This window comes from Pseudoalteromonas sp. Scap03 (genome assembly GCF_013393115.1).
In the GTDB taxonomy this organism is placed as follows: domain Bacteria; phylum Pseudomonadota; class Gammaproteobacteria; order Enterobacterales; family Alteromonadaceae; genus Pseudoalteromonas.
In genome coordinates this window covers 3,276,614-3,292,979 of record NZ_VDEU01000001.1, presented here as the reverse complement: position 1 = coordinate 3,292,979, position 16,366 = coordinate 3,276,614, and the positions used below count along the sequence as shown (strand labels likewise).

Genomic DNA, 16,366 nt, shown 5'->3' with positions numbered 1-16,366 from the left:
GTAGGAGCGAATTATGGAAACGCAAAGTTTAAATCTAAACATCAACTCAGCTCAAAAAGGTGAGGTTACCTCAAGTTATCAAGCCCCATCTCAAGTTAAGCAAAATGTTGATGAACAGAAGAATACAACCACCCCTACTGCTGCAAGTAGAAACGAAGTCTCTGAAACTGAGTTATCACCTGAAAAGCTAGAAAAGGTGGTACAGCAATTGCAGGATTTTATGGGTGAAATGAACCGCAGTCTTCAATTTAAAGTAGACGAAGACTCTGGCCGTAATGTAATCAAGGTTATCGATAAAGAGAGTGGTGACTTAGTTAAGCAATATCCGTCAGAAGAAGTATTAGGTATAGTGGCCAAATTAGCAGAAGCCACGGGCGTATTGGTTGATTTTAAAGTTTAGTATTTCAGTAATTTAAGAGGGCAACAATTATGGCTATTTCATTTACAGGTATAGGTTCAGGACTTCAAGTAAACGAAATTGTAAGTGCTTTAGTCAATGCTGAGAAGTCCCCTTATCAAGCTCGAGTAACAAAACAGCAAGCTAATTTCACGACTGATATATCTGCTGTTGGAACACTAAAAGCGTCTTTAGAGGAGCTGAATGGCTCATTGGAGTCACTATCCTCTGTTGAGGAGTTTCAAAAGAGAACAATTAGTGGCAGTGATGATTTTGTTACTTTAAGTTCTGAAAAAGATGCACAAACCAATAATTACTCAATTAAAGTTAATAGTTTGGCCGAAAACCATAAGCTAACATCAGATGCTATAGCTGGCGATGAAGCTGTGGGTGAGGGTAAGCTAACGATCAGCTCTGGTTCTAACAGTTTTGATATTACTGTGTCAGATACAGCAAAGCTTGCCGATATTCGTGATGCGATTAATGATTCAGTTGATAATGACTCGGTAAACGCCACCATTATCACTGATGACACCGGTCAGCGATTGGTATTGTCGAGTAAAGAAACCGGCGCGGAAAATGCTATAAAAATAGTAGTCGATGATGCTGGTGACGGTGGCAATACGGATCTTTTAGGTTTATCTCGTTTGGCGTATGATAGTGATACGACTTCAACAACGTATGCCGAAAATTTAAATGAGGTAACTGCAGCAACCGATGCTTCTATCACTATAGATGGTACGCTTGTGGCTTCAAGCAGTACTAATGAGTTTAAAGATGTTATTGAAGGCGTCACCATTAATGCAAAAAAAATGCATGGCACTGACGATGATTTAAGTAAAGCTGTTATAACTGAAAATAACAAAAATATTACAACAGGTTTGAACTCATTTGTAGACAAATTTAATGCCTTTATTGATTTATCGAAACAGCTGGGACGCTCAAGTGCTGAAGAGGGCGTAGGGGCGCTTGCCGGAGACTCTTTATTAAGAGGGTCTGTTAATCAGGTGCGCTCATTGTTAACTTCAGAATTTAGTACGGGAAATGGTAACACTGATTTTTTAGCTAATTTTGGTATTAGAACGGAGCGCTCTGGTAAATTAAGTATTGATTCTGACGCATTAAAAGCTGCGATAGAAAAGGATCCTCAAGCCTTACAAACCTTTTTTGTAGGTGAAAAAGATAAAGGCGGTTTTGTTGCACAGCTTGATACTGTTATTAAGGGTTATACGGCTTCTGATGGTATTATTAGTTCACGTATAGAAGGTCGTGAATCACAGCTTTCTAAACTAGAAACTGATGTAGAAAAATTTAATATTCGTATGGCCAAATATGAAGAACGATTATATAGCCAATACAATGCAATGGATTTATTAGTGGCCAATTTAAATTCAACAGGCAGCTATTTACAACAACAATTAGCTAACCTACCAGGGGTGGTTAAGAAATCAAGTTAAGCGGAGTGAACTTTGGACGCTAATCAGCAAGAATTAACAAAAATGATGTTGCAAGCAACCCTGCTTGCAAATTTAGCTCTACTTCAAGAGCAAATGCCGGCTATTTATGAAACATTTAAAGATTACACGCCAAGCGATACTGGTGTTGCAATCGATGAAATGGGCAATGCTAACTTGTTTAACAATAATGAGTTCGTTTATCAAGATGAGCCTAGAGAATTCGCTAAACAGCAAGTTATTCAGTTTCTAGAAAACCCGCTTTACTTCAAATATCAAATAAATCACCAAGATGACACAAATATTGTTTTTGAACATGCTGCGCTATTAAAATCAATTTACAACGTACGTACCGCTGAAACAGATAATAAAATAAATAACCCTGCTGAAGAAAAGCGCCTCGACTTTGTTTGTTTTTTAGGTGGGGGGTTAGGCTATCAGATAGAAGAGTTACTCAAGAAAAAAGATGTACTTAATGTGTTTTTATTTGAGCCGAGTAAAGATACCTTCTATGCACTTTTACATTGTATCGAATTAAAGCCGCTTTTTGATAAATGCACTGCCAATGGTGGGCAATTTTCAATACGTGTTTCTGGTGGTGAAGATGGAGTGATTAACGAAATTTCTAAGTTTTTGTTTAATCAGGGTCATTTTAACCTCAGTCAAATTCTTTTCTTAAAGCATTATAATAGCCCACTGATTGAGAAAACAATTGAGCGTATTAAAAGTATCGGACATCGTTGGTCTGCAGGCTGGGGTTTTTTTGAAGATGAAATAATAGGTGTATCTCATACTCTGGCTAATTTAAATGAAAAGTTTCCAGTATTGAAAAAGCCTGAGTTAGTAAATAACACTCTGCAAGAACATTCTGTATTTATTGTTGCTAATGGTCCCTCTCTTGATGATGCGATTGAGTTTTTGAAAAAAAATCAGGGTGACATCATTATTATTTCTTGTGGTACAGCATTAAGAGCCTTACTTAGTAATAATATTAAACCTGATATTCACATAGAAATGGAGCGAGGCGCAGGGCTGCTAGAATGGGTGGAGTCAATAGATCGCGTCTCTGGACTAAAGATAAAATTAAATGAGATAAATATTGTTGCACTTAATACGGTATACGATAGCATTTTAAAGCGCTTTAAAAGTGCGCATTTGTTATCAAAATTAAATGATGCAGGCGGTCGTCTTATTCGTGCTTTGGATACAAAAAAGCAATTTACCTACCCTGACTACAGTAACCCAACAGTATCGAATACAGCACTTGCTACAGCTATTGAGTTGGGGTTTAAGAAAGTATATTTAGTTGGTACTGACTTAGGCTTTGTATCTAAAGAGCATCATCATTCAAAACATAGTATCTATTTTGATAATGACTTTAAGCATAAAAAAGTGGTTGAGCAAGGTATTGAGGGAGCATTTATTGTTAAAGGTAATTTTACCGAAGAGGTCTTTACGATTCCTATATTTGACTCATCAAAGGGTAACTTAGAGTTATTACTCCAAAAAAACCTCAATGTTAAAGTATTTAATACGGCCAATGGTGCATTTATAAAGTATTCTGAGCCTAAACGTATTGAAGATATTACTGATATGAAGCCAATTAGTAATAAGCAAGATAAAATAACAGAGCTACTTAATAGGGCTACTTCTTTAGAGCAATTATCTGCTGGTAACGTTAACTATAAAATGGAAGCTATAAAAGCTAGAACCAAAGATGTTCTTGAGCAGCTGTTATCAATTACTTCTCAACATTTTGAAACACGTGAGCAGCTTGCTGATGCGTTTAATTTACAAAATAAAATATTACTTACATTACGTAATAGCACCGCAGACGATAATGTAGTTTATTGGCTGATTCAGGGAACTTTTAGATATTTTCAAGCTTACATTATGACAAGTAGCTATTATTACAATGATTTAGAAATGCGTACAGGATTTATAAATGCATGTATTGATGCGTTTCATGAGCATGTAAAAGGTATTTATTTAGAGTTTATTGAAAACTATAATAAACCGGCCAAAGCTTAGCTTTGGCCTTTTTTGGTAAATAACTTACTTATATTAGGGTTTAATATTAAACAAAGAGAGTTGGATTAGATCACTTGGTTTTCCATTCAATATATAATGATTTTTAAGTACACACTCTTTGCTATAGCCAGCCTTTTTAAAGGCTTTAAAACTTCCAATATTGTCGGTGTAAACCCAGGCGACTAGTTTTCTAATCAATAACGTTTCGAAAGCATATTGGTTAATTAGCTTGATAGCTTGATTTGCATAGCCTTTCCCCCAACTTTCTTTTTCGCCAATAAACAGACTCACTTGAGCAATATTATGAATCCTATTTATATTTCCAACTTTAATATTCCCAATGTGTTTATTATTGTTGGTTCTAATCGTAAATAATTGTTCAAGCGGGTTATTTAAATTAGCTGAAATATAATCCTTAACTGAGTTAAGATCCTGTTTACTAAAACGAGTTTCTAAGTACTGATTTACTAGAGGATCATTAAGCCAAGCAACATAATTTTCATTTACATCGTCTAAAGATATACTTTGCAAAAAAATATCTTTCACCTCATTACTTGTTACTTTAACTAGATTTTTCATCAATTAGCTCCCATTTAGCAGCTGTTCCTCTTGTTATATTTACAGAAGTTTTCTTACCAATCAGCGTATCGTAATACTTACAGGGGAGACCGTAGCCTGGACGTATTCTTTTTATGTGTTTTTTTGTTATAACTGTACCTGCTGGTACGTCTTCAATAAAATAAATAGAGCGTCTAAATTTTAGGTTTTCGCTTTCGGCTGATTTTACTTCATACCCTGGATTACCTATCGATTTGTACACTTCTTTGCTTTGACTAACAATTGATTTAAGCTGCTCAGGCTCAATTGAAAATTCTGAATCAGGCCCTTTTTTAGATCTATCTAAAATAAAATGCTTTTCAATAAAGCATGCTCCTAAAGCCACTGATGCAATTGCTGCCGTTGTGCCTAAGGTATGATCAGATAAGCCTGTAATAACGTTAAAGCGTGTTGCAATATCCGAGATTGTAGCTAAATTAGCTTGCTCGAATGGCGCAGGGTAAGCACTTATGCAATGCAATACAATTAGTTCATCACAACCATTATCTCTTGCTGTGCTAATCGCTTCCTCTATCTCTGAGATATTAGCCATACCAGTAGACATAATGATAGGTTTACCTGTTTCAGCAACTCGCTTGATGAGAGGTAGATCGGTTAATTCGAAAGAGGCCACTTTATAAGCTGGGGTGTTTAATGCTTCTAGCAGCTCAACGGCTGTTTCATCAAACGGTGTTGAAAATAAAGTGATACCGACTTCTTTGGCCTTTTCAAACAGTGCATTGTGCCACTCAAAAGGAGTATGGGCCCACTCATATAATTTATATAAATTATAACCATCCCATAATCCGCCTTTAATCTGAAACTCGTCCTTATTACAGTCGATAGTCATTGTATCGGGCGTATATGATTGAATTTTTATTGCATCGGCTCCACATTTAGCGGCTTCTTCAATTGTTTTTAGGGCTTCTTTAAGATCGCCGTTATGGTTAGCTGAAAGCTCAGCAACAATGTAAGGTTCATAGTCTAAACCTATTCTTCGACCATCTATTTCTACAAATTTATTTTTCATGATTACTCAAGTAAAGTTAATTTTATATTGGCAGTTAAAGCGTCGTTGCTTTTTTTGGCATTTGTAAACTCAAGCTTATACTTTCCATGTTTTATGTATGCTTTTGGATAACTATCGGCATCTAACATGCGAATATGATCAAAGATATCATCCAGCTCTAAGTTCGTATCAATAACACTTTGGCTTGGATTGCGTCTTGAAAATGCTGTTACAGGGCCTTCTTGAGGTGTTACTTCAGGATTATCGTTAACAATAAACTCAATCATATCAAAAGTTAAAGCTGAACAGCGTAAAAATATTTGTTGCGCTGTGCCCTCCAAAGATAGAGCCCTTTTTAGATAAATAGGGCCTGTATCTATACTTTCTTCCATTTTTAGGGCACTTAACTTTGTGGTGGTATGGCCAAGAGAAATTAAATTCTGCATTGGGCTTCCGCCCCGTCCATAAGGCAAATCAGTCATATGAAAGCAAACGCAATTAAAGTTGTTAATTATTTCTTCGGGAACAATCCAGCTCCAATGAGGAAAAAATATATATTTAGGGTTTAGATGTTTTAAGTGATTATAAGTGAGCTCTTTTTTGTCAGTAATTAAATGCCAATTTCCATTATAAGCTGGCGTGCGTTTTTTATATTGGGCAATATTCCAGTCTTTAATTGTAGCTACAATGTAATTGTTCATATTCAATCGCTTATCGGTTTTAGAGACGCTATCTCATAGTCAAATTAATAGTTATTCAGCTTCAGGTAAATTGCTACTCTATGACTTTTAGCACTTCGTTGGTGACTCTTACAGTGCCTTTGCCATCACAAATATTAATACAATTTTTATGAACATCATTACTTAATTTTAACCTATTTTGCCAAAATTCAATTTCTTTAATTAACTTGTCTTCAATCTCTGCAATTGAAATAAAGCGGATCACTTCAGCTAATTGAAGCGCGTTAGCGATCTCTCGCTGATTGTCTGCTTGTACAATAACAACAGCAGGAAGGCCTAAAGCGCATCTTTCCCATGATGTTGTTCCAGCTGCACCAATCGCTATTGTTGCCGTTGACATAATTTCCGCAATATTACTCGGCGATATATGTAAAAAGACTTTTTTATGACATTGTGCAAAGTTAAACACTGATTTCACGTTTTTTGCTGTTTTATTTAGGATTACATTAATTCTTTCAAAGTATTTTAATTTGATTACTCGCGCTAATACTTGAAGAGTCAAATTGTCAGGATCTGTTCCTCCAAACATTATGAGTAAGGTGCGCTCTTTTTTTACAATTGATGCTTTTTGAAAATCTAAAAACTCAGGCCTTAATAAAGCAAAGCTTGAGCCAAGTAGGAGTTTTGTATGGTTATTTATCAGATGCGAGTATTTAACTGTTGGGCATTGGTAGGTTTGATCTAATAACAAGTCACAATTGTGTATTCGGTTCGCTAGATCGTCAATAACCATAATTTTTTTGGTTATGCTTTTTACTTTATTATGCCAATGGTTATCAATAGCATAATGATCTATTACGATTAAATCGTAATTTTTCCCCGCTGTTAATTTTAGAAACTCTTCACAGTCATCATCTATGCTAGTACCCAGCCATGAGCTGTAGTTTTTTAAGTCGATGGTATTTTTTGGAGGAGCCATTCTAACAAGCTCAAACCCAGATTGGATTATATTTTCATTACTATTACCGGCGGCATCGCGACAGAAAAAAGTGATATTAACATTGGCAGCCTTTCTAATTGCTGTCGCTAGTGTGAGGCAGCGCATCACATGGCCTGAACCAATATTTAAAGAAGCATCAACTCTAAAAGCGATGTTGAGTAATCGAGTCGGAGTTTCGGTATTACTTTTATTTATATTAATGCTCACCATCTAGAGCCTCTTTACGGATGTAAATGAAACATTTTTTATTTTCTATTGTTGTTTCTTTTTCACGTTTAAAGTTACAGGCTTCGAATAATTTAATAGATGCTATATTTTCAATTAAAATAATCGCAATAAATGTACTATTTTTATTTTTTTCTATTAGTTTTAGCGCTTGTTTTAACATTTTTCGACCGTAACCATAGCCTCTACTGCAAGGAGATAAATGCGTGTCTATTTCATATGTATTAAGATCTGTTTGATTAAATCTGACTTGTCCGATTGGTTTGTCGTCAATAGATGCAATATAAATTTTACTATTAAGAGACGCTAGTTGCTTATTAAACCAATTTAAGTGATTTTGTAAGGTAATTGGGGCGTCTTTTAATGCGCAGCTGCGAATAACAGGATCATTAGCCCACTGGTATAAAGTAGTACAATCACTTTGCTCGGCTTCCCTTAATGTTATCATTTTATTTTCTATCCTAAATTAGGTATTAAAACCGCAACTTTATAACGAGCGTAATAGGCCTAATCTATAAAGCGTTCAATATAAAATGCTTCAGCAAGTGGAGTGCCTATACACATGCCTCTAAATTTAGCGAGTGCTTGAATATTCTCAAGACTTCGAGTGTGTGGTGCTTCTCTCATTTCATCTTTATAAGCTGTAAGAGCTTTTATTTTTTTACTAAATACATGCTCGATATTGACAAAATAGTTCGGTTTGAATGCCTCGTAACGATGACTTGCCCATTCAGTGCTTGATAGTGTTTCGAAGCAAAATATTTGCTTTACTGATTGCATGGGTTGCGGCCTGCAAGCTGTTAAAACAGCTTCATAAGTTTTTCGATGATCAACATTTAAATCGCTATGATAATGGGTATACACGCGTGCAATTATATTTTTAGATAAAAATAGTTCGATGGCTTGCGCTATTTTTAAAAGTGGTATGGTATCGAATTCATTATCAGGAAAATCTAATGATGTTAGATTATTAGGTGAAACGCCTAAATGTTGGGCGGCATTTAAAAAGGCTGCTTGCCGGGTTTGAATCTCTGCTTCAGTATATTCTAGGCGCGAACTAACCCCATTAGAAAGTGTTAAAATATATACTTCATCACACTTTTCAATATGGTTCGCGATTGTGGCACCACAGCCGAGTGTCTCATCATCAGGATGGGCGACAATTACTGCTACTTTCATACTTACTATCCTCGATAAATTTAACTAAGAGAAGAGTTGTCTTACATTAGTTGTCATTTATCTAACTTTAAAAACTGGCTCTAAAAGATGTCCTTTAAAAACATCATATAAATTTTGTGTTTCTATTGTATTTTTTAAAATAAAAATAACTTCATCGTATGCATTAAGTAATTTTTCTATATCATCATGTGTATGGGCATAGCTAAGGTTATGACTACCACCAATTAAAATACCTCTAGAGCACATCTCTTGAATAAATAAAGATTTTAGCTCTAATGAGGAGTATTTTTGAGTGTCTTTAATAATAATAAAAGACCATGACGGATGACCTGCAGTGCTCAGCCAATCTTTTACTTTGTGTTTTTCTATTAATTTATTAAGCTCACAAATTAATTTTTCACCTAAAGTGTGAATATGTGTCAGTACTCTTTCTTGCTGCATTTTTTTTAATGTTGTTTTTGTAGCAATTAAAGACATGGTTTCGCCCGCAAAGGTACCGGAGAAGAAAATATCTTCCATCAATGACATTATTTTTTGTTTACCTACGACAGCTGAGATAGGGAATCCGTTTGCCATGCCTTTGCCAAAGGTTGCTAGGTCGGGTGTAATATTAAATAAGCCTTGAGCACCATGTAGATCGAACCGAAAACCGGTAATTGTTTCGTCAAAAATTAGTACAGAGCCATGTTTTTTACAAAGTGCTTGTACTCCTTGAAGAAATCCCGTTTCTGGAAAGGAGACATTCATTGGCTCCATAATTACAGCTGCAAGCTGTTCAGGGTATTCAGTAAAGAGCCTTTCTAATGAGCTAAGATCATTGTATGTAAACGCATGGGTAAGCGCTCTAACACATTCAGGGACACCTAAATTTCTGGTTGTTGAGCCAATATACCAATCTTGCCAACCATGATAACCACAGACAGCAACATGCTCTCTTTTTGTATAAGCTCTTGCTAGTCGAATAGCAGCAGATGTTGCATCACTGCCATTTTTACCAAAACGCACCATTTCAGCGCAAGGTATTAGCTTTGTGAGTTCTTCGGCGACTTCCATTTCTAATCTATGAGGAAGGGAGAAAGTGATCCCTGAGCTAAGCTGGTCTATAACAGCTTGATTCACATCAGCATCACAGTAGCCTAAAGAAACAGAAAGTAAGCCATTCACAAAGTCAATATACTCATTATTATCTGCATCCCACACTTTAGAACCTAAACCTCGTTCAATAAATAAAGGTGCTGCATTCTGTGGGAACGCAATTCTACTCTTACTAAAAGTTTGGGAACCTAGAGGAATGGTTTTTTCAGCTCTATGTAGCCACTCCGCTGAATTAGTGTAATTATTCATAGCCTTCTTCTTTATCTTGTTTTAATGATTTAACCATTCCCTCATTTCGAGCAATTTGGGGGTTTAATAAGTTCAGCTCTGGTTTATGTGATAACAATTCCAGTATATCTTGATAATTAAAATTAGGCTTTTTTACATATAAATTTTCATATATTGATGAAATCAACTCAAAGTCTTTGGGTTCGTCAACAGTCCATCTATAGGCAGACAGGTCTTGCTCACTTTGGATATTCTGTAACTTATACTTATCAGGGTGACTTGTTATATAAGGTGTTACGTGTTCTAACTCAGAAGGCTTTTCTGCATATTTATAAGCGTTGTGTAAGGCCTTCTTACTAATAACTTCAATATCGAGACCATCAGGGTATGTGGCTACTAAGCAGTTTGAAGTATAATCATTGTTGTTTTTTAAATGACTATTAATGACATAGTCCATGAGCTCAGGGTCAATCACTGGGCAGTCAGCTGTTATTCTAACGATAGCATCACAAGGGTAATTGAGTTCAGCATGAAAGTACCGGCTGAGAACATTGCTTAAACTTCCTCTAAAGCATAATAAATTATTCTCATTGCATAACTGTTCAATAATGTCGTCACTTTCATCAGTACTTGTGACAATAACTAGGTTGTCTACCAACTTGGCTCGTTGTACACGCTTAGCTTGTTGAATAAACATAGGTAAACCTTGGAGATTCTTTAAAACTTTATTAGGTAAGCGTGTTGATCCTGTCCTAGCTTGCATGAAAGCATTTATCATATTTTTAATCCTAGCGCTTAATTAACCAAGCCATTGCGATGGATTGATTAATGCTAAATTACTTGAAGCTAAAGAGGCTAAAACGTCATCCGAGGGGAGTGTAAGCTTTTTTGCGACGCAGTAGCTGTCTATTAATTGTGTTAACTGTTCTTGTGAGCAACACCCTATAATTGCATTTTCGATATGAGGGGCTTTTTGCGCAATAATTGCTAATGCGAAAGTTAGCCGATTGCAGCCTAATTCATTAATAACACAATTATACTGAGAAAACTCATTATTAAACTGTGAAAAATAAGCGTTATTTTGAATCATTGGCTCTAATAAAAGCCCTTGTAAAAATATCGAGCGAGCGTGAAGCTTTATATTTTTTTCTATTAGCTTATCGATGATTTCAGGTTGTATAAAACGTTGATCTAACCAATTTACAGGAGCTTGAACCAGATCTAAATTAAACCTTTCACTAAGTAATTCAAGCTCTTTAGGGTTATAAACAGAAACACCTATTCGCTTAACTATGCCTTTGGCTTTTAACTGCTCTAGCTGCGAAAAATAGTCTTCCCCTGAACTGCTTAAAAGCAACTCACAATTATGAAATAACACTGCATCAATTGACTCACAGTTCAGATTTTTTAAGCTTTTTTCTACCTGCGCGTGAATATTTTCACCTGATACTTTAGTAACAATAGATAAAGCTTGGCTTAAACCCGATTGACCAATATTACTCTCGCTACTACCATAAGCCGATGCCGTATCAACAACTGTTATACCAGCGTCTAGTGCGAGGCTGAGTATTCGTTTAACCTCATCAGTTTTAACCTGTCCGACAGTATTACTAATGCCATAATCTAAACCAAATTGGGCGGTTCCTAAAGCGATTTTCATAGTTGTTCGGCTAGTGTTTCTATTATGAAATTTTGTTCTGAATTAGTTAATTCAGGATGCAAAGGTATAGTGAGAGCGCAACTGTAATATTTTATTGCATTTGGAAAGTCATTTGCCTTAAAGCCAAGCTCTTTATAATAAGGTTGTATATGAATTGGAATATAATGCAAATGACTCGTTATGCCTCGCTCTCTTAAACTACAGATAAGAGACTCATGTTTTACAACTGCGTCACCAGACAAGGTTAAAATATATAAATGGTAACTAGAGTAGCTTTGTTGTGATTGAGTTAAATGATTAATAGGCAAGTCTTTTAATTTGCTAGAATAGACTTTAGCCAGCTGGTTGCGCTTTGTAACAAATTCATCGAGCTTTGAAAGCTGGCTAAGGCCTAATGCCGCTTGCAACTCAGTCATTCTATAATTAAAGCCGAGTTCAATTTGCTGATAGTACCAAGGGCCATGACTTGGTTCGGTCATTTCACTCGGGTTGGCTGTAATTCCATGGCTACGTAAACGCTCCATTCTTTTAGCAAGTTGTTTATTGTTTGTTACCGCCATGCCTCCTTCAGCTGAGGTGATTATCTTGACTGGATGAAAGCTAAATACGCAAATATCTGAAAACTCACAACTGCCCACTGGGCTGCCTAAATATTTTGCACCAATAGCATGTGAAGCATCTTCAATAACCTTAAAGCCATATTCAACTGCAAGTTGATATATAGCCTGCATATCACATGACTGACCTGCCAGGTGAACTGGGATGACTACCTTTGGTAAACGATTATTTTCTTTAGCAATAATAAGTTTTTTTTCTAACTCATCAGTGCACATATTCCCTGTTGCTACATCAATATCCACAAAATCTATTTGAGCACCACAGTAAAGTGCACAATTTGCAGAAGCAACGAACGAAATAGGGGAGGTCCATACAATATCGTCTTTCCCTACATTTAACGCTAAACATGCAATGTGCAATGCCGATGTGGCACTGTTTGTTGCACATGCATAGGTGCTGCCACAATATTTCGCAATGGCTTGCTCAAAAGCGGGGACTTTAGGGCCTTGCGTTAACCAGTCGGATTTTAAGACATCAACTACTGCGTCGATGTCTTGTTGAGAAATAGCTTGTTTGCCGTAAGGGATCATGGAGTAATAACTTTTAAACTAATGCTTCAATGTTGAAGGCTTCAATTTCTTCAATCGTCATGTAATGAGGGTTGTTTAAAGAGTTATATTCAAAGCCTTGCTGAACTTTTTTTCCCTTTTCATCAAGCGCATTTACTGTAAAGTCATTACTACGACTGCTAAATTTAATGCCTGGTGCAATAACAAAGTGATCGTTATATTCATAGGTTTCAAAACACAGATCGGCAGGGCACATAACCTCATGAAGTTTCTCGCCTGGGCGAATACCAATAATTTTAATAGGTAATTCAGGAGCCATTGCTTTTGCTAGGTCCGTAATGCGAATTGATGGAATCTTAGGTACGAAAATTTCACCACCCAACATGCGCGCGAAATTTGTTAAAACAAAATCAACGCCTTGTTGAAGGCTTATCCAAAAACGGGTCATTTCATCATGAGTGATAGGAATATGATCACGACCTTCATTAATAAACTTTTGGAAAATAGGCACAACGGAGCCTCGCGAACATACTACATTACCGTAGCGCACCACTGAAAAAGTGGTTTTATGGCCGCCAGCAATGTTGTTTGCCGCTACAAATAATTTATCTGAAGCCAATTTAGTGGCACCGTATAGATTAATCGGGTTGGCTGCTTTATCCGTAGAGAGAGCTATGACTTTTTCAACGTTATTATCAAGTGCTGCATTAATAACGTTTTCTGCGCCATTTATGTTGGTTTTTATACATTCCATTGGGTTGTATTCAGCGGCAGGTACCTGCTTAAGGGCTGCAGCATGGATAACGTAATCAACGCCACGCATTGCGCGATTTAGTCGTTCTTTATCTCGAACATCGCCAATAAAGTAGCGCATACAAGGCTGATCAAAATCTTGCTGCATTTCAAACTGCTTTAGCTCGTCACGAGAAAAGATAATAATTTTTTTGGGGCTGTACCGTTCTAATAATGTTTTTACATACTTTTTACCGAACGATCCTGTTCCACCTGTTATTAAAACTACTTTTCCATCAAACATGTGATTTTCTCCACAGCTAACCAGCCTAATATTGCCAAATCTATTTTAAAAGTTAGATTTATACTTATTTACAGCTTTTTTATTTTTTTGATTACCAACTATTTTAACCGCTAATAGTTGCTTTTGATTATCTATTTTAACAGATAGCTGTTCTATTAGGTTAATTAAAAACTCAAGTTCAGTAGCTGAATAATGAGTTTTTTCTCTAGAAAGTGAGCTACTTATGTGAATATCAAGTTTATTATGAATATTCAGCGCTTGCTCAATATCCCAATCTTCTGAGTCAGCAATCAAACTTACTAGATCATTGCAATATGCTCTAGTCTCACTATCTTTAACTTGTGAGCTTGTAACCCGCTTTAAAGACATTATAGTTGTGGTTCTCTTTGTTCAAATGGAATTGCTTCCCAACCTGATTTTATTTCCTTAATCAAGGTAATTACTTCATCAATTTTTTCTATATCGTTCTCGAGGTTTGCGGTTAGTAAGCATCGCTGACAATAATCATATAAAGAGTCTAAGTTAGTTGATACTTCATTATTATGTTCAAAATTTAATACTTGCTGCAAAGCACCAAGTAGCACAATACAATCAGAGATTGCGTTGCCTTTTTTTTCTAACTCTTTACGTTCAATAAACCCTTTAGCAGCTGATAACTTACCAACAATATTAACAAACACGAGTTTGACTTGATCATAAGGCGTCATTTCTTTAACGCTGCTAACTGTAATTTGACGGTATTTATTGATTGATGCGTGCGCCATAGGTAATTCCTTAAATTTTAATTACATGTGTAGAACCTTAAGCAAGTTTAGTTCCAACATAAGTTTGACTATTACTTATCGGCCAAAACAGTCACACCTTTAAGTAATAATAGCAGTTTTTATGAGTTTCTTCTGTGTGAAATCGTATCATTACTGGTGGCAAAAATGTGTTAGGTAATTCATCCTAAGTGGGTAGTCCGTTATAAATAGTTAAAGAGTTATTAGTTATAAAGTATTGACTTTTCAGGCGGTGTGTCTGTTTTTTGGCGTTAATGTCAAAAAATCGCCGCTATTACTTGCATCCAAATCCAACTGGCTTACAATTTGATTAATAAAACAAATTAGTGAAATAAATGGCTCGCTAAAAAATGATCTTAATTTTAGATAATAATAATAATCGCTCTATTGGATTATATGCATCGCTTACTTTTATTGGTGAGGCGGTACAGTTGCAAACAGAAGCTGACTTTGAGCAGGCATGTAGTCACTATCAAAACAAAGAATGTATTGTGGTGTTAGGGGCGCTGCAATCTTTAGATCATGAAAGTTTAATTAAACGCTATCCAACATTTCCTTTTTTACTGATTGGTGAAACGCTCAAACCGCTACTGAGTCTCGCCAATGTTGTTGGACTAATTTGTGAGCCATTTACTCATGAAGTTACCACTCAGTTACTCCATGATTGTCAGCAATATCAGCGTATGCTGCCTCATGAGCATCAACATAATAAAGAAAAAAGCACCTTTGATGGCCTTGTAGGTGAAACCAAAGCTGTAAAAGATTTACGCTTTTTAATTACTCAAGTTGCTAAAACCGATGCCAACGTGCTTATTTTAGGTGAGTCGGGCACGGGTAAAGAAGTAGTTGCTCGTAATGTGCATCTGCTTTCTAAGCGTAACAAAGGCCCATTTGTACCAGTAAACTGTGGGGCAATTCCTGCGGAGCTACTAGAAAGTGAACTATTTGGCCATGAAAAAGGTGCATTTACCGGGGCTATTTCAGCACGTAAAGGCCGGTTTGAATTGGCGCAAGGTGGCACGCTATTTTTAGATGAAATAGGGGATATGCCGCTGCAAATGCAGGTCAAGTTACTGCGAGTACTACAAGAGCGTAGCTATGAGCGCGTTGGCGGTACCAAAGCGATTCAAGCCGATGTACGTGTTATTGCTGCAACCCACCGTGATCTTGAAAGCATGATTGAAAAAGGCTCATTCCGAGAAGACTTATACTATCGCTTAAATGTTTTTCCTATTGAGAGTCCATCACTTGCTCAACGTGCAGAAGACATCCCTTTGCTACTTAAAGAGCTAATGCGCCGTGTAAATGAACAAAGCGGCACTACGGCTAAGTTTACAGAGCGTGCTATTGATAGTTTAAAAGAGCATTCTTGGCCAGGTAATATTCGTGAGCTCGCTAACTTAGTTGAGCGTATGGTTATTATGTTCCCAGACAAGGTGGTTGATGTTCCTGATTTACCTAATAAATACCGCTACATTGAAGTTGAAGCCTATGAGCCACAGTACCCAGAAGAACTGATGGAGCGTGATGCGTTTAATGATATTTTTAGTGGCGGATTCAGCGAAGACGAAATAGACCTCGAAGATGATTTTGCTCAAGCGGCACCCGGTTTATTGCCCGATGAAGGTATTGAGCTTAAGGAGTACTTAGCTGAGCTTGAAATTAACTTAATCACCCAGGCATTAGAGCGCTTTGATTACGTTGTTGCCCGTGCTGCTGAAGTACTAGGCGTAAGGCGAACCACACTGGTCGAAAAAATGAAAAAGTATAATCTTTCTAGGGATTGATTAAAACCGCTAATAAATTGAACTGTAGTTAATAAAGTTCTATGTTATTTTTAATTTTGGCTTTAAAACTTGATTTGCC

Annotated in this window: 17 protein-coding genes; 4 read left to right on the top strand and 13 right to left on the bottom strand. The window is 36.4% G+C overall.

Annotated elements, in window-relative coordinates:
- Window positions 1-13: 13 nt before the first annotated feature.
- Genes FHG08_RS15195 through FHG08_RS15185 form a run of 3 tightly spaced genes read left to right on the top strand, consistent with a single transcriptional unit; the run spans window position 14 to window position 3,882 of the window.
- Entirely contained in the window at window positions 14-400 is a 387-nt protein-coding gene (locus FHG08_RS15195) for a flagellar protein FlaG (protein ID WP_138570524.1), read from the top strand.
- Window positions 401-429: 29 nt separating this feature from the next.
- Window positions 430-1,854 (top strand): flagellar filament capping protein FliD, encoded by a 1,425-nt coding sequence (fliD, locus tag FHG08_RS15190; protein ID WP_138605279.1) that lies wholly within the window; start codon window positions 430-432, stop codon window positions 1,852-1,854.
- Between the two features lie 12 nt (window positions 1,855-1,866).
- Window positions 1,867-3,882 carry a motility associated factor glycosyltransferase family protein gene (locus tag FHG08_RS15185; protein WP_178956424.1) on the top strand — a complete coding sequence of 672 codons (2,016 nt, stop codon included), beginning with the start codon at window positions 1,867-1,869 and terminating at the stop codon, window positions 3,880-3,882.
- 33 nt (window positions 3,883-3,915) lie between these two features.
- On the opposite strand, the gene FHG08_RS15180 is transcribed toward FHG08_RS15185, so the two are convergent.
- From FHG08_RS15180 to fliS, 13 genes are all read right to left on the bottom strand, one after another.
- Window positions 3,916-4,461 carry a GNAT family N-acetyltransferase gene (locus FHG08_RS15180; RefSeq protein ID WP_232735517.1) on the bottom strand — a complete coding sequence of 182 codons (546 nt, stop codon included), beginning with the start codon at window positions 4,459-4,461 and terminating at the stop codon, window positions 3,916-3,918.
- A complete protein-coding gene (gene pseI, locus FHG08_RS15175; protein WP_138605281.1) occupies window positions 4,445-5,509 on the bottom strand; it encodes a pseudaminic acid synthase in 1,065 nt (354 codons plus the stop codon). The genes FHG08_RS15180 and pseI overlap by 17 nt, the downstream gene beginning before the upstream one ends.
- A gap of 2 nt (window positions 5,510-5,511) precedes the next feature.
- On the bottom strand, window positions 5,512-6,189 hold the full coding sequence (locus tag FHG08_RS15170; protein WP_138605282.1) for a methionyl-tRNA formyltransferase: 678 nt from the start codon (window positions 6,187-6,189) through the stop codon (window positions 5,512-5,514).
- Window positions 6,190-6,262: 73 nt separating this feature from the next.
- Complete coding sequence (pseG, locus tag FHG08_RS15165; protein WP_178956423.1) at window positions 6,263-7,378, bottom strand: UDP-2,4-diacetamido-2,4,6-trideoxy-beta-L-altropyranose hydrolase; 1,116 nt, start codon at window positions 7,376-7,378, stop codon at window positions 6,263-6,265.
- Window positions 7,365-7,841: a GNAT family N-acetyltransferase gene (locus FHG08_RS15160; RefSeq protein ID WP_138605284.1), complete on the bottom strand. Its 477-nt coding sequence runs from the start codon at window positions 7,839-7,841 to the stop codon at window positions 7,365-7,367. Before FHG08_RS15160 ends, pseG begins: the two co-directional genes overlap by 14 nt.
- 59 nt (window positions 7,842-7,900) lie before the next feature.
- Window positions 7,901-8,572 carry a PIG-L deacetylase family protein gene (locus FHG08_RS15155; RefSeq protein ID WP_138570517.1) on the bottom strand — a complete coding sequence of 224 codons (672 nt, stop codon included), beginning with the start codon at window positions 8,570-8,572 and terminating at the stop codon, window positions 7,901-7,903.
- Between the two features lie 57 nt (window positions 8,573-8,629).
- On the bottom strand, window positions 8,630-9,916 hold the full coding sequence (locus tag FHG08_RS15150; protein ID WP_178956422.1) for an aminotransferase class III-fold pyridoxal phosphate-dependent enzyme: 1,287 nt from the start codon (window positions 9,914-9,916) through the stop codon (window positions 8,630-8,632).
- A complete protein-coding gene (locus FHG08_RS15145) occupies window positions 9,909-10,673 on the bottom strand; it encodes a cytidylyltransferase domain-containing protein (RefSeq protein WP_178956421.1) in 765 nt (254 codons plus the stop codon). Before FHG08_RS15145 ends, FHG08_RS15150 begins: the two co-directional genes overlap by 8 nt.
- A gap of 21 nt (window positions 10,674-10,694) precedes the next feature.
- A complete protein-coding gene (locus FHG08_RS15140; protein WP_138605287.1) occupies window positions 10,695-11,555 on the bottom strand; it encodes an aldo/keto reductase in 861 nt (286 codons plus the stop codon).
- Window positions 11,552-12,703 carry a UDP-4-amino-4,6-dideoxy-N-acetyl-beta-L-altrosamine transaminase gene (pseC, locus tag FHG08_RS15135; RefSeq protein ID WP_178956420.1) on the bottom strand — a complete coding sequence of 384 codons (1,152 nt, stop codon included), beginning with the start codon at window positions 12,701-12,703 and terminating at the stop codon, window positions 11,552-11,554. The genes FHG08_RS15140 and pseC overlap by 4 nt, the downstream gene beginning before the upstream one ends.
- Before the next feature lie 13 nt (window positions 12,704-12,716).
- Window positions 12,717-13,718, bottom strand: coding sequence for a UDP-N-acetylglucosamine 4,6-dehydratase (inverting) (gene pseB / locus FHG08_RS15130; RefSeq protein ID WP_138605289.1), 1,002 nt, complete (start codon window positions 13,716-13,718; stop codon window positions 12,717-12,719).
- A 45-nt stretch (window positions 13,719-13,763) separates the two neighbouring features.
- Window positions 13,764-14,087 (bottom strand): hypothetical protein, encoded by a 324-nt coding sequence (locus FHG08_RS15125; protein ID WP_178956419.1) that lies wholly within the window; start codon window positions 14,085-14,087, stop codon window positions 13,764-13,766.
- Window positions 14,087-14,482 carry a flagellar export chaperone FliS gene (fliS, locus tag FHG08_RS15120; protein WP_109874274.1) on the bottom strand — a complete coding sequence of 132 codons (396 nt, stop codon included), beginning with the start codon at window positions 14,480-14,482 and terminating at the stop codon, window positions 14,087-14,089. The genes FHG08_RS15125 and fliS overlap by 1 nt, the downstream gene beginning before the upstream one ends.
- Before the next feature lie 368 nt (window positions 14,483-14,850).
- Here fliS and FHG08_RS15115 point away from each other — a divergent pair, with 368 nt between their 5' ends.
- Window positions 14,851-16,287 carry a sigma-54-dependent Fis family transcriptional regulator gene (locus FHG08_RS15115; protein WP_010387896.1) on the top strand — a complete coding sequence of 479 codons (1,437 nt, stop codon included), beginning with the start codon at window positions 14,851-14,853 and terminating at the stop codon, window positions 16,285-16,287.
- The last annotated feature ends 79 nt before the right edge of the window (window positions 16,288-16,366 follow it).

Bases quoted from the DNA above. Each gene is read 5' to 3' on its own strand.
- FHG08_RS15140 (WP_138605287.1), bottom strand. From the start codon at position 11,555: ATGAAAATCGCTTTAGGAACCGCCCAATTTGGTTTAGATTATGGCATT.
- FHG08_RS15155 (WP_138570517.1), bottom strand. From the start codon at position 8,572: ATGAAAGTAGCAGTAATTGTCGCCCATCCTGATGATGAGACACTCGGC.
- FHG08_RS15150 (WP_178956422.1), bottom strand. From the start codon at position 9,916: ATGAATAATTACACTAATTCAGCGGAGTGGCTACATAGAGCTGAAAAA.
- pseB (WP_138605289.1), bottom strand. From the start codon at position 13,718: ATGTTTGATGGAAAAGTAGTTTTAATAACAGGTGGAACAGGATCGTTC.
- FHG08_RS15145 (WP_178956421.1), bottom strand. From the start codon at position 10,673: ATGATAAATGCTTTCATGCAAGCTAGGACAGGATCAACACGCTTACCT.
- pseC (WP_178956420.1), bottom strand. From the start codon at position 12,703: ATGATCCCTTACGGCAAACAAGCTATTTCTCAACAAGACATCGACGCA.
- FHG08_RS15170 (WP_138605282.1), bottom strand. From the start codon at position 6,189: ATGAACAATTACATTGTAGCTACAATTAAAGACTGGAATATTGCCCAA.
- pseG (WP_178956423.1), bottom strand. From the start codon at position 7,378: ATGGTGAGCATTAATATAAATAAAAGTAATACCGAAACTCCGACTCGA.
- FHG08_RS15180 (WP_232735517.1), bottom strand. From the start codon at position 4,461: ATGAAAAATCTAGTTAAAGTAACAAGTAATGAGGTGAAAGATATTTTT.
- fliS (WP_109874274.1), bottom strand. From the start codon at position 14,482: ATGGCGCACGCATCAATCAATAAATACCGTCAAATTACAGTTAGCAGC.
- FHG08_RS15125 (WP_178956419.1), bottom strand. From the start codon at position 14,087: ATGTCTTTAAAGCGGGTTACAAGCTCACAAGTTAAAGATAGTGAGACT.
- pseI (WP_138605281.1), bottom strand. From the start codon at position 5,509: ATGAAAAATAAATTTGTAGAAATAGATGGTCGAAGAATAGGTTTAGAC.
- FHG08_RS15160 (WP_138605284.1), bottom strand. From the start codon at position 7,841: ATGATAACATTAAGGGAAGCCGAGCAAAGTGATTGTACTACTTTATAC.
- fliD (WP_138605279.1), top strand. From the start codon at position 430: ATGGCTATTTCATTTACAGGTATAGGTTCAGGACTTCAAGTAAACGAA.
- FHG08_RS15195 (WP_138570524.1), top strand. From the start codon at position 14: ATGGAAACGCAAAGTTTAAATCTAAACATCAACTCAGCTCAAAAAGGT.
- FHG08_RS15115 (WP_010387896.1), top strand. From the start codon at position 14,851: ATGATCTTAATTTTAGATAATAATAATAATCGCTCTATTGGATTATAT.